This is a genomic window from Pseudalkalibacillus hwajinpoensis, assembly GCF_015234585.1.
Taxonomy (GTDB): Bacteria; Bacillota; Bacilli; order Bacillales; family Guptibacillaceae; genus Guptibacillus; species Guptibacillus hwajinpoensis_B.
In genome coordinates this window covers 1,056,541-1,068,410 of record NZ_JADFCM010000001.1, presented here as the reverse complement: position 1 = coordinate 1,068,410, position 11,870 = coordinate 1,056,541, and the positions used below count along the sequence as shown (strand labels likewise).

The following is an 11,870-nucleotide window of genomic DNA, read 5'->3' as shown; positions in this document are numbered from 1 at the left end:
GAACTTTCACTATTATTTTCACTAATTTTTCTTCTTTTGGTTGTTATTAGAAAGGAGAACTCAATTAAATGAACCATTCGCCAACGGTTCCTTCAATGAATGAAGTGTCATTTTAAATTAGATCGTTGTCTTTTAAAGAATTATTTTTAGCTTTAGAAATAAATGTTTCTCTTTCTAAGAGAAAAGTGCCTGCCCCTCAGGGTCAAGCACTTTAATCACATGCCAATTGAACTTTATCGTTGTACTATCCAATAGATAAATAGTGGTTTTTTCTCTTACTCATTTACATATGATTAAAAAATTAAAAACGTCAAAAAATCCTTCTGTTCATAGGGGTTTAATGTCATTTCCCATCTCTTTTTTTATTTTTTCAATGCTTAATATTGATTTTTCTTGTAAAGGGAAAATCACTTCTTGTTCCGCTCTGATAGCCGGTGAGTTTAATTCGAAATTCTTAATTTCAAGTTTCACAACATCTATAAATCCTTTAACACTAATTCCTGGATTATCTTTTGTTGCTTCTGCTGTAATTATTGTATGAGCACTTCTTGTATTGAACCAATATATATCTTCTAATTTTTCAGCTGATGTCCATGAAACATAATGATTATTATAATTCACTTCATCATGGCCTAAATGAATTCTTCTTATTTCCCCTGTATATAGTAGGTATTTTGCAACCTCATTTTCATATCTAATTTCACTGTTCTTCCAATTACGAATATCTTGTAATAACTCTTTCCAACATTCATCTGTATAGTCTAAGTTACTTCTACCACTTCCTTCTTTTGGATGATTAACCCAAATTTCAAATAATTTGAATATATCCATTTTTAACTCCTTATTTTAATACATATCATTATACTCTCTTAAATGAATTGATGTCTTTTCTATGTAAAGCCCAAGCTGATACGAAGTAAAGAACGAAAAAAATACTTATAACTCTTATAAATCTAATGACCATTTATGCTCCTTAAATTGAATTATGGCCTACCTTCTCAATATTCAATTCTTGCTCCGATTTAGTTGAAAAACGTAGTGATAGTTTAGGTCTCTTTTGGAAACAAGTAAGAAACCAATAATAAAATAATACCAATCGTAAGCCCTGTCCAAGTTATGGCATTAATTGTACTGTATTCTAATTCCCGGGCTATTCCTGATAGAAATAAAACTACTCTTAAAACCATAGAAAACATTACAATCCCAAATGCAATCCACTGAATGATATTTCGTTTGCTGTAATCCTTACTTTTCATAAACTAATCCTTTCAATAAGCATAACTTCACAATCCTACATTGGACGCTTGCTTTTTATTGCACAAACACCCGTTTCGTTTAACTCTTGTTTTCAAGACTCTCGCAGAAACAGTTACCTATATTTATTCCAATTCACTAAAGCATCTTGAACAATATATAATTTGTTCAGGACCCCAGGCTTTTAAAAGAGCCCATCCATTTGCATTTTTTGGTGTAACAATAATTGCCATCTTCTCATCTTTTTCAACTTCTCTTCCACAATTTTTGCAAGTAAACTTATCGCCAATAATAAGTATCCATCCTCTCGATAAATTCTAATTTAGTAACTTATTACCTTCACCTTTTAAATACGTTTGAATGAAAAATTCGTTTCACAATTCAAACTATCTCGCAACTGAGTCTTTAACTAATATGACCTATTGGATAAATCCAATTATTTCAAAACTCAACCACTTACTCAACGTTATCTTGAAAGAAAAGACGTAATTCCTGAGTGCGGAATTACGCCCGTTCAATGAAGATGGTTCTTCAACGTTTGCGGTGTTATGTATGATATTACAGAATTGCTCCGAGTTTGCGGAAGACTCGAAAACAAGATATATACACTATTTTTCTCCATCCCCTTGCTTACTTATCTTAGGAATAATAAAGTACCAAGAAATAAAACCGCCTATCATTAGTCCTATTACGACTGTCCATTTTATTTCTCCGTATATGAAATATCCAAAGAGAATAGCAACGACTGCAAAAACGAGTGCAGAGATAATACCCTCTTTAATTCGTTTATTCATTAGAAGATCTCCTTCTTATATTTATATTCCTAAAATTATGTATCATAATATTGAACCAGCGCTCCGAGATAATGGAAGAGTATTATCTATAATGAAATACTCATAGAAATTGTTCTGTTTTTAAAGCCTAGATTTTCATATATCTTAATTGCTTGATTTCCATCAAAAGCGCTTAAACGAATTTCGGAGTATCCTTCTTGTTTCAATTGTTCAACACCAGTTCTAATCAATTGTTTTGAAATACCTTTACCTCTGCATTCCTCTATCACAAATAATTCATAAATAAATCCTAGTTTTATATCTGAAAACTGGTCTTTACTTCCTCCTAAAAGAATCCAACCCGTTATTACATCATTTTCAGTTGATATTAAATAATAACTTCCCTTTTTCAAAAGAGATTCTACTAGTTGTTTTGCTTTTTCAATCGTTGGTTCAGATTCACCTAAAGTTCCCTCAAATATAGCCTGTGGAGAAAGTGCTATTATCTTTTCAATTTCTACCTCACTTGGTTTTCTTATGTCCACTTATCAACTCACCCCTTCCAATATAGGACGTTTTTTCAAATTCACCGCTCAATATACCAATTATTTCAAAATAATTCTAATAAATCCATCCTTTTTCTACAGAAAAGAGCCTACCTATTACAGATAAGCTCCGAGATTGTGGAAGATTGAATATCTAAGTATCTAAAAAGTTTATGACAGAGTTCACGAATTTATTGGTTTCTTCTAAATCAGGAAAATGTGCACTTTTATTAAATAACTCCCACTGACTGCACTTTAACTTACTATGTATGATCTTAGATATACTCAGACCAGTATTACGATCAAAAATCCCTGTAATGAGTAAAGTTTGGTTTGGTATTTCTTTCAAACGATGTATTAATGGAGACGGCGACGGGTTTGTAGTTAAAGCTTCTAACATCAAACCGGAATTAATTAGTTTGCTTTCTTCCCACAAATTACGATTCAATTGAGCTATTTCCTGATTTTCAAACAATAATAAATCGACTGTTCTACTATCAATAACATCCCACAGCTTATTGTATGTTTCATCAACAGTAAGTCCTTTATCTTGAAAACTTTTAAAAATGCTATAAACTGTTTCATCGGCTACAGAAAGGATACCCGCTATTTGGACCATTTTTTGTATATCAGTCTCTAATAAACTTGGAGCTGATAAAACAACTTTATTAATTTCATCTTTAAATGCGTAAGCAAATTCCAGAGCGAGTTCTCCTCCGAAAGAATACCCTAACAAATCCACTTTTCTGGTTCCTAACCATTTTAGTAAACCTTTAAAATCTTCTACTAAATAGTCGATCGTATATTCACTTAGAGAGCTTGGTGCATCACTTCTGCCACATCCCCGTTGCTCATAATAAACAATGGTTCTACTTTTCGAGAGTAACGGTCCAACTATTCGTTCGAATGAATAATGATTTCCTCCTGGTCCACCGTGTACAAGAATTAATGGTATTGTATTATTATTTGCTCCATCAATTTTTATCCAATGGTTAATACCATTAATAGCGATTTTATACTCACCATCAACTATGCTCATATCGATACCTACCTTGAGTTTAATTAAATGCAGGAAATAGAAATGAAGAATTTTGAACGTCATTAAATACTTCCCTATTATGATTAGTAAAAAGAGGAGGAGAGCGATTAACCTTTACCGCAATCGCTCCGAGATTGTTGAATATGAAAACGGTTATTACTTCTTAAGATTACAACTATCTACTTAGAATTTTTTCTTAACTAAATTATATAAGCTGTTGTGCTTATAATTGTAGGCCAACATAGAAATTATTAATGCGACCAGAATAGTAGATAAAACGATCTTAATCACCCCATATTGTGAATACTCCCCAAAAAGCAATCCAAAAATCAAAGGATAACCAAACCACTTAGAAGAAAAGAGCTCTCTAATTGCATTGATAATAATAACCTCCGAATCCAAATTACATAATCCTGCAACCTTCTTAATACCAATTATTTCAAAATAATGCCAACAACTCAACCCTTAATTTCAAATAAAAGGAGCCTATCTTGTTACAGATAAGCTCCGAGATTACGAATTTCGTTCTTTATTTAATAAAGTTAAATAGATGTAATAAATACCTCCAGGTAGACATAAAGAAAAAACGATAATATGTAAACCTAACAAACCATATTCAGCTTTTAAAATATATCCTAGTGATCTTAGTGATAAGATTATTAACAATAAACCATAAATTAAGTTCATTTTTTTAGTCTTAAACATTATATTCCTCCTTACGGCATCGCTCCGAGTTTAAGGGACATTGATATTAGTTATGATTGTTTCCAACCACTGGTTTGTATCCTTAGAACAGAAGCCATTACTCCTATGAGGCAAAAGATAATTCCAACCGGCAAGATGAAGAATAGTAAAAAGTTAGGAATTATTTCAAGGTACGGTAGAATTGTACACACCGGAACTGCAACGGTAAGGGTTAATAAGATAATCAAATCTAGTTTTTTGGTATTCAAATAAAAGTCCTCCTAAAGCAATACAGTAGTTTTTTTAGCATCTAATCTTAGTTAACATACTTTATACCAATTATTTCAAAACGATGCTAATAAATCCATCTTTTTCCCAAAAAAAGAGCCCATCTTATTACAGATAAGCTCCGAAATTATGTAGAAGACTCGAAATCAAGATAATTCATTTTGCAGTCAAATAAGATTTAAGATTCAATAAAAAGTTCAAATTTGGAATCACATCAAGTTTGGGTTTTTTACCTAAAAGGTAAGAATCGTATATAGGAGTGATACTATGAATGGAATGTTGGTTTTAAAAATAATAGGAGTGCCTATTATGGTTTACTTATTACTTATGGTGTTTGATCAATTTTTGGACTTCAGCTCTTCATTTAAAGTTTTAATATTTACGACTACTACTTTAGGGAGTTATTGGCAGGTATTTTACACAAATAAAAAGTATAATAAGAAATGATTGAAGAGTACACAACCCTTTCGAGTACTCTGTCTAAATTTACATAGAGTGTTTACTTTTTATTAGGTAATCGCTCCGATTTTTTGGAAGAAGTAAAACAAAACTTCTTCTTCCACTACTCTGTTAGACCGAACCCCATAATATGATCAGTATAAAGAGCATAACTATCATACTCAATGACATTGTCAGGGTTAGCAAATGGGACAATCTTTACATTACTCAAAACAAGCATCCCGTTAAAGTTTGTCACGCTGCCTTCATTTATTAAAGGGAACATAGTATCCTCAGATTTCAATAGCGCCTTATCAAGTAACGTCATCTTGCTCTCATTTGGCTCTGCGGTATTTAGTTTATCTGCAATGATTAAGGAATTTGATGTAGTGATTTGAATCTTTCTCTGCTCCTCGACTCCATCTTGCATTTCCTCTACTAGGCATTGTGCCGTCATTATCGATAATTTCTTCATGTCGTGTCCTGGGTTTAATTCATGACCTGTAAATTCAACTTTCAAAATATATCCCTCCATTTATTCATTCTTCCAATACCAATTATTTCAAAATAGTTCTGATAAATCCATCTCTTATACAAAAAAAAGAACATATCTATTTTGAGATATGCTCCGAGATACTGGAAGATGGTAAATTTCGTACAAAAACTTATGATACACTTAGATTAAGTAAGTTCAATATCTAACATTTCTTTTTTCCTCGAACGGAAGGATTAGGGGAGTTTGACTGGGAAATTCTTAAATAAAGGTGGACTTTTATGCTTTGGCTTATGTTAATAGTTATATTTCTGCCTTTTATAGCAAGACGGATAGAAAGGCATTTTCAACGATTAAAAAAAGAAAAAAATGAAATGAAGGATATCTTCAGTGATTGAGAGAAAATGATATCCAACTTAATTAACCTATTGCTTTAGTTAACAAGCAAAATATACCACAGAGGAACTTCCACAAAAATGGAAGTTCCTATTTTTTGTTAAGTATCACATTAAACTTTAACATAGCCATTTAATTAAAAAGAAGCCTATCTTATTACAGATAAGCTCCGAGATTGTTGAAGATTCAATGTCAAGATATTTTACATTTAAACTTCTTGATAAGATTTAGATAAATTCAAATCAGTGTGATAGAATCAGTTCATAATTAATAGGAGGTGAATTTATGAAGCCCAGAGTGTCTGTAATCACCATTGGTGTAGATAACCTAAAAGAATCGTTACACTTTTATCGAGATGGACTAGGGTTTCCAACTGATGGAATAGTTGGTGAAGAGTTCGACCATGGTGCTGTAGCTTTCTTTGATTTACAACTAGGTCTAAAACTCGCTATCTGGAATCGCAAAGATATTGCACATGAAACCAAGGTAGACGTTCATAGTCCAAGTCCTACTGAGTTTACTCTCGGCCACAATGTAAATAGTAAAGCCGAAGTGGATATGGTTATGGACAAAGCTAAAAATGCAGGTGCTTTAATTACTGACCCTGCTCACGATACATTCTGGGGAGGTTACTCTGGTCACTTCCAAGATCCAGATGGTCACTTGTGGGAGATTGTATGGAACCCAGAATGGGATGAAGTAGAGTAATCTCCAGAGCAGACAGCCAGTCTGCTCACTAATCATAATGGTTCTCCTCCATTAAAGCTCCAATTTTTATGGAATAAATCAAGATCTTTCTCATGACAAAAGAACTTTCATAACAGATGGCTTACTCTAAATTAATTAGGTCTTAAAGAGTTTTCTCCATTGATATTCTCGTATTTGAATATCCCATTTTCTTGTACAATCTATAAGCTCCATCATTCTTCCCAAACACACTTAATCCTATTGAATTCACACCACGTTCTCTAAGCTTGTCTTGTAGCATCTCAATAGTCTTAGTTCCAAATCCTTTTCCTCTATGATGTTCATCAATTAAAATGTGATACAAGTAGGCTGAATTAATTTCTGGAATGACACTGTACCAAAGAAGTCCCACTTTTTCATTTGAGTTAGCTTTTATAATATTATAGAGACATTGTCCCTCAGTGGCTAAGCCATCCTTAAACATATCGTTGATCATCATTTCTGATTCCTCTAAAGCTTGCTCAATTGTTAAATTGAAGTTTTTTGTAATTTCATTAGCATGATCAGGAATCATAAAATCCAAATACTCCTTGAATTCCACTTCATTAACCTTACTTAACTTAATCACGTTATCTCTCCATTCTATAGGGCTGCATTCTTTGTTTACATAGTAGTTGAGTAGAAAACAGATCAATTTTTAAATGATTAAGTTTTACGTTAATCTCATGATTAGACAATCTGTTCACCCATGACCATGGCACACACCGAAAGCCTCGAATCATCTTCATTCCTCCTTTATGGACTTTGTAAGTATTGATCTATTAAAGCTCCGATTTTAACGGAACATTTGAATTCGAAATATTAATGGTCTTCCCCTAAGAATAATGCGGTTTTAATGATTTTTAGATTTTTTATTCAATAAACCTTTTGTTAAAGTTAGTTTTGAACCAAAACCTAAATAAGAGCACGAGAATAAAAACTGAAAGCTCCTGGTAACCATAACTTACAGAGAATTTCCGTCCCCCAAACAATCAGGGACATTATTAATTCCTTCTTTCTTCATCTTCCGCACTTACTTTTCTTGTTTTTTCTTGATAAATGTTCTCCATTACTTCAGCCAAATAATCCATCATAAGTATTATTTTAATTGAGTTAGTTTTTGTAGCGTAATTATAGTCCCCACCATGCAATATTGCATGTCTACTTGGTTGTACTTCAATGTGTTGGTTGTGGCCAAAACTTTTTAAAATAATGGTAGTGTAGTAATTGTGTAATGCATCATCAAAAGATAGATCCTTCTCATCACGTAGTAAGGCTTCCTCTAGGTACTTCTTTAATTGATGCTGTTTCATAAAATATAATCTAAATGATTGAATCCACTAGCAACAGTACCTTCTAACTGTGGAAGAATTGTGGGTATTGAAGCAGTGTACATTAGTTGTTTATGGCATTTCATGCCGTCTCTAAGTATTGGTAGTCTCGGTTTTAATAGTTCGTTTTCTTCCCATCTTAACAATATATTACTTATCTCATTATCGTCATAATGAGATATCATTTAACCATCAATTTTTTCTCTTATATAGTCCTCCCCATTTTCTAAATAGTCATTATAAATATCTATTGTTAAAATAGCCTGCAAATTTTCATCAGGGGGGTATACTAATTTCACTATTAGCTTTTGTATTTACAAACACCTTTTTCAAAACTTTCAAGTGCTATATTCATATTTTCTGTTAATGCCTCAAAATTAACACTTCTAAAAAATTCGTCAAATTTTCTTAAAGCAGGAGTTATAGATTCTACCTTTTCATTTAGCGTTCTATGAAAATCAAATATTACTCTACCGAATTTCATTTTATTACCCTCCCCAATTCTTAAGAAATGGCGACTATACTTTTTGAATAATCGCCCCATTCACAACTAACAATGTTCTAATAAAAAAACGGAAAACATTATTTTGTACTTAAAATTTCCCTATGGTCATGCTTGATTCCTTGGCTCTTGAATTATGATTTACATAAAAAATACTTAATGGCTGAAGACGATTATGTCTTCAGCCATATTCTTGAAATGATAACACTACTTCCATATATCCATATATTTTTTTTTGTACTTTTTTTCTTCCACAGTATTTATTAATTCTAATGCGGTGTGTTTTATTGCTTCATCATTATAGTAGTCATAAATATTTTTCATATTCTGAAGGATGTCGTTACGAATTAGAGTGAAATTTTTTTCATCTGTTCCATTTTTAAAACGGTTAACCATATATTCCATAACCATATCCATTTGGGGTTTACCAGCAATCGCCACTTTCCAAATAGATTGAAGGCTATGCCTAGCTGTAACAAACTTTTTATCATTTGTTACCTCCCATAGCTTAGGAAAGTCATTCATAATTCTCATCTCTGGATCACTTTTAGCTAGATTTGATAAATATTGTGCTGCACGAGAGCGTTGGTGGTTATCTTTATGAGTTAGGTCCTCTATTAATTGATCCCAGACTTCATAAGCCCATTCCACCCTTCGGTCGGTTTCATTTAAAATGTTTTGATAAGCTTCAAAACGCTCATCTTTATTACCTGTTTTGGACTTTTCAAATGACAATTTCATTTGGTTATTCACTTCTCCACCACCCAATCTTTAAACAATACTATATTTATAATAGTAAGAAATAGATTATTTTATCGTGAAGCTACTGCTGGGCTATCTGAATAAGATTGCCACATGTATCGTCGAAGACAGCCATTGTTACTACGCCCATTTCTGTAGGTTCCATAGTAAACTTCACGCCATAGTCTAACAGTCGTTTGTATTCTTTATGAATGTCTGCAACACCAAACATTGTCGCGGGTATACCATCAGCAAATATCTTATGTTGATACTCTTTGGCTGCAGGGTGGTCATTGGGTTCGAGTAAGAGCTCGGTACCACCTTGTTCATCGGGAGATACAAGAGTTAACCATCTAAATTCCCCTACAGGAACGTCATGATTTTTTACAAACCCTAGAGTATTTGTATAAAATTCCAGTGCTTTCTCTTGATCTTCAACAAATATACTATTAACAATGATTTTCATAATATTCTTGCCTCCATTTATATTTAAAGTTGGTGTTCTTTATTGACATCCAGTTGACTTATCAAAAATATCGTTAAAATTTTCACATCTAACTATTCTACCCATCCTTTCAGGAGATTTTTAAGTGGTTCGCTGTTGAATTTAACTACTTTATACTTCCCCTTTCTTTCAGTTTCTACGAGTCCAGCAGCTTCCAAAGAAGAAAGATGTTTCGCAATCGCTTGTCGCGAAATGGAGAGATCGTGCTTCATAATGAGGCGTGCAGTAAGTTCATACAGTGTGAGCTCGTTGCGTTCGGATAGCTCGTCTAGTATTAGCCGCCGAGTAGAGTCACTAAGTGCTTTGAATATAGCGTCTTTATCCCAATTCATATATTAATTATACACAACCATATGGTTGCTTGTCATTATAAGAAACTTTTTAGTTGCGTTAAAAAAACAGCTTTAGTAACCGCAAGTATATATTTATCTCGAAGCTGAGTCTTCAAGAAACCTGCCCTTTAATTGAAGAGCTACTGTTTCTTATATTCTGATTTTACCATAAAATTTCCAACCTTCTTTTTTTTCTCAAAAAATTGTTAAGGTAGTCATTTGGAAAAAAGCAAAAAAATGACGTGTTGAAACTACTGTCAGTTCACAAGTCATTTTTAGTGTCATTTAAGCCTAAATTTCCAGACCTAGCTGATTCCAAAATTGCGGTTGATGCTATCAATGAACAGATAGATATCGTTACACATAATACAAAAGATTTTCATATAGCCAGATTCTTTGGAGTGTCTCTTTATAACCCTCTAAAAGATCAATGGCATTTTCCTATCCCTAAAACCAATGAGATTCCTCCTAGGTTCATTTTTCAAAACTCAAAATATGATTAGTAACATTACATCAGGTCCTCAATTCACGTAATCATAGCACTCGCCATTACTCTTATACAATAAGCGGATGCGTATCTATCGGAGTCGCTTTAATTAGATAATGAAATGGATACAACACGAAACAGACATGAGCTCATATTTTAATAGAGTAATGGATAATTTCATTTATATAATCACTAGTCAACCCAACTCAATTAATCACAAAAAACGCTCTGGATTAAATACAGTGCGTTTTTTGTGATTAATATTGTCAGTTTCAAGTTATTTAATAAGTACATTAATCTGGTATTTTAAGAGGCTTAGAAGCTTTTCCTCCTTTAGGTGAACCTGCGAGTCTTTGTGCTCTATTAACCTCACAATTACATCCTCGATTTGTTTAGCGCTTTATAATTTTCATCTGTTATTAAAGAAGTAACATAATTATCAAGAATAATATCAATCACGACTTTCGCTTCCTCTTTCGTTGTACACTCGATTCTACCCTCCACATTAAGGGATAAAGGAATCATATTATCATTTATTAAAGATTCAATTCGTTCTCTCCGAATATTATCAAATGAATATTGTGCTGCGCGTGCTAGTTTTTTCTGCCAGGTGACTTGATAACCGATTAAACTCTGCAAATCCGCGTCTTCTGACAGTATATCAAGTCCATCAATCTGCGTCAGGACTTGTTCGGCAGCTTCTCTAAATTTCTCATAGTACTTAAAAAGAGACAGTATTTTACTTTCGTTATACATGATGACGTTAGAATCGAAGATAATTGCGTCCCATCGATCATCCAAAAACAATTTTTGATTATGACCTTCATCCAACTCATAACATTCTCTACCAACATCAAACCCTAATATGGTTTGAGTTTTCAGCAATACTCGTTCAGAAATAGCCTTTAAAAAGTAAAGCGTTCGTCCATTATATTGGAAACTAGCGATTAAGGCTTTCGGTTTAAAATGATCGTTGTTTATTTGCCTTCGAGCGTTTGTTTCTGTTTCGTTGTTTGCAATTGTATCTTTCCATTGGTTTAATAAGCTCAATTCATGTAATTCAATGTATCGTCTGATGGATTCCCCTGATTCATCCACTTCTTGAATATTTACCACTTCATAATTTAACACTTCATTCATAACATCTTGTGTACCGCTTAACACCCAATTCTGAATAGAGCGATCAATAATCATTTCTTCTGGTGGGCAATCCTCATATCTAGTTGCTGTACCCTCTCTAAGCTGCGATCCTACAATAAAGAGGCGAAAGCCATTTTCGGAAGTGTCTTGCAAAGTTTGAAACTGTCTATTAAATTCTGTCAATTCTTCGAGCACT

15 protein-coding genes are annotated in these 11,870 nt (G+C 33.0%); 2 read left to right on the top strand and 13 right to left on the bottom strand.

The genetic code is table 11. The features are described from left to right. Positions 1 to 327: 327 nt before the first annotated feature. From IQ283_RS05195 to IQ283_RS05175, 5 genes are all read right to left on the bottom strand, one after another. A complete protein-coding gene (locus tag IQ283_RS05195) occupies positions 328 to 831 on the bottom strand; it encodes a hypothetical protein (protein WP_194219060.1) in 504 nt (167 codons plus the stop codon). A gap of 215 nt (positions 832 to 1,046) precedes the next feature. After that, positions 1,047 to 1,256, bottom strand: coding sequence for a hypothetical protein (locus IQ283_RS05190; protein ID WP_194219059.1), 210 nt, complete (start codon positions 1,254 to 1,256; stop codon positions 1,047 to 1,049). Positions 1,257 to 1,862: 606 nt separating this feature from the next. Further along, entirely contained in the window at positions 1,863 to 2,048 is a 186-nt protein-coding gene (locus IQ283_RS05185) for a hypothetical protein (RefSeq protein ID WP_194219058.1), read from the bottom strand. An 86-nt stretch (positions 2,049 to 2,134) separates the two neighbouring features. Beyond that, on the bottom strand, positions 2,135 to 2,572 hold the full coding sequence (locus IQ283_RS05180; RefSeq protein WP_194219057.1) for a GNAT family N-acetyltransferase: 438 nt from the start codon (positions 2,570 to 2,572) through the stop codon (positions 2,135 to 2,137). A 154-nt stretch (positions 2,573 to 2,726) separates the two neighbouring features. Continuing rightward, entirely contained in the window at positions 2,727 to 3,674 is a 948-nt protein-coding gene (locus IQ283_RS05175; RefSeq protein WP_194219056.1) for an alpha/beta fold hydrolase, read from the bottom strand. A gap of 1,176 nt (positions 3,675 to 4,850) precedes the next feature. Here IQ283_RS05175 and IQ283_RS24030 point away from each other — a divergent pair. Then, a complete protein-coding gene (locus tag IQ283_RS24030; RefSeq protein WP_206759430.1) occupies positions 4,851 to 5,030 on the top strand; it encodes a hypothetical protein in 180 nt (59 codons plus the stop codon). Positions 5,031 to 5,145: 115 nt separating this feature from the next. Here the strand turns inward: IQ283_RS24030 and IQ283_RS05170 are convergent, their stop codons facing one another. Further along, on the bottom strand, positions 5,146 to 5,541 hold the full coding sequence (locus IQ283_RS05170; protein WP_194219055.1) for a hypothetical protein: 396 nt from the start codon (positions 5,539 to 5,541) through the stop codon (positions 5,146 to 5,148). A 654-nt stretch (positions 5,542 to 6,195) separates the two neighbouring features. Between IQ283_RS05170 and IQ283_RS05165 the strand changes: the two genes are divergently transcribed. After that, positions 6,196 to 6,618, top strand: coding sequence for a VOC family protein (locus tag IQ283_RS05165; RefSeq protein ID WP_194219054.1), 423 nt, complete (start codon positions 6,196 to 6,198; stop codon positions 6,616 to 6,618). Positions 6,619 to 6,760: 142 nt separating this feature from the next. Here IQ283_RS05165 and IQ283_RS05160 read toward each other — a convergent pair whose 3' ends face one another. From IQ283_RS05160 to IQ283_RS05130, 7 genes are all read right to left on the bottom strand, one after another. After that, the gene (locus IQ283_RS05160) at positions 6,761 to 7,225 is read right to left on the bottom strand and encodes a GNAT family N-acetyltransferase (RefSeq protein WP_194219053.1); all 465 of its coding nucleotides are present in this window, start codon (positions 7,223 to 7,225) and stop codon (positions 6,761 to 6,763) included. 415 nt (positions 7,226 to 7,640) lie between these two features. Then, positions 7,641 to 7,949: a hypothetical protein gene (locus IQ283_RS05155; RefSeq protein WP_194219052.1), complete on the bottom strand. Its 309-nt coding sequence runs from the start codon at positions 7,947 to 7,949 to the stop codon at positions 7,641 to 7,643. Positions 7,950 to 8,268: 319 nt separating this feature from the next. After that, entirely contained in the window at positions 8,269 to 8,451 is a 183-nt protein-coding gene (locus tag IQ283_RS05150) for a hypothetical protein (protein ID WP_194219051.1), read from the bottom strand. 225 nt (positions 8,452 to 8,676) lie between these two features. Beyond that, a complete protein-coding gene (locus tag IQ283_RS05145; RefSeq protein ID WP_242057246.1) occupies positions 8,677 to 9,222 on the bottom strand; it encodes a hypothetical protein in 546 nt (181 codons plus the stop codon). 70 nt (positions 9,223 to 9,292) lie between these two features. Continuing rightward, on the bottom strand, positions 9,293 to 9,676 hold the full coding sequence (locus tag IQ283_RS05140) for a VOC family protein (protein WP_194219050.1): 384 nt from the start codon (positions 9,674 to 9,676) through the stop codon (positions 9,293 to 9,295). 92 nt (positions 9,677 to 9,768) lie between these two features. After that, positions 9,769 to 10,047, bottom strand: a complete 279-nt coding sequence (locus IQ283_RS05135; RefSeq protein WP_194219049.1) for an ArsR/SmtB family transcription factor — start codon at positions 10,045 to 10,047, stop codon at positions 9,769 to 9,771. An 862-nt stretch (positions 10,048 to 10,909) separates the two neighbouring features. Continuing rightward, positions 10,910 to 11,869, bottom strand: a complete 960-nt coding sequence (locus IQ283_RS05130; RefSeq protein WP_242057245.1) for a Kiwa anti-phage protein KwaB-like domain-containing protein — start codon at positions 11,867 to 11,869, stop codon at positions 10,910 to 10,912. Position 11,870 lies beyond the last annotated feature (1 nt).

Coding starts and splice junctions, on each gene's coding strand:
- IQ283_RS05165 (WP_194219054.1), top strand. CDS start 6,196: ATGAAGCCCAGAGTGTCTGTAATCACCATTGGTGTAGATAACCTAAAA.
- IQ283_RS05175 (WP_194219056.1), bottom strand. CDS start 3,674: ATGACGTTCAAAATTCTTCATTTCTATTTCCTGCATTTAATTAAACTC.
- IQ283_RS05185 (WP_194219058.1), bottom strand. CDS start 2,048: ATGAATAAACGAATTAAAGAGGGTATTATCTCTGCACTCGTTTTTGCA.
- IQ283_RS05195 (WP_194219060.1), bottom strand. CDS start 831: ATGGATATATTCAAATTATTTGAAATTTGGGTTAATCATCCAAAAGAA.
- IQ283_RS24030 (WP_206759430.1), top strand. CDS start 4,851: ATGAATGGAATGTTGGTTTTAAAAATAATAGGAGTGCCTATTATGGTT.
- IQ283_RS05190 (WP_194219059.1), bottom strand. CDS start 1,256: ATGAAAAGTAAGGATTACAGCAAACGAAATATCATTCAGTGGATTGCA.
- IQ283_RS05135 (WP_194219049.1), bottom strand. CDS start 10,047: ATGAATTGGGATAAAGACGCTATATTCAAAGCACTTAGTGACTCTACT.
- IQ283_RS05150 (WP_194219051.1), bottom strand. CDS start 8,451: ATGAAATTCGGTAGAGTAATATTTGATTTTCATAGAACGCTAAATGAA.
- IQ283_RS05140 (WP_194219050.1), bottom strand. CDS start 9,676: ATGAAAATCATTGTTAATAGTATATTTGTTGAAGATCAAGAGAAAGCA.
- IQ283_RS05155 (WP_194219052.1), bottom strand. CDS start 7,949: ATGAAACAGCATCAATTAAAGAAGTACCTAGAGGAAGCCTTACTACGT.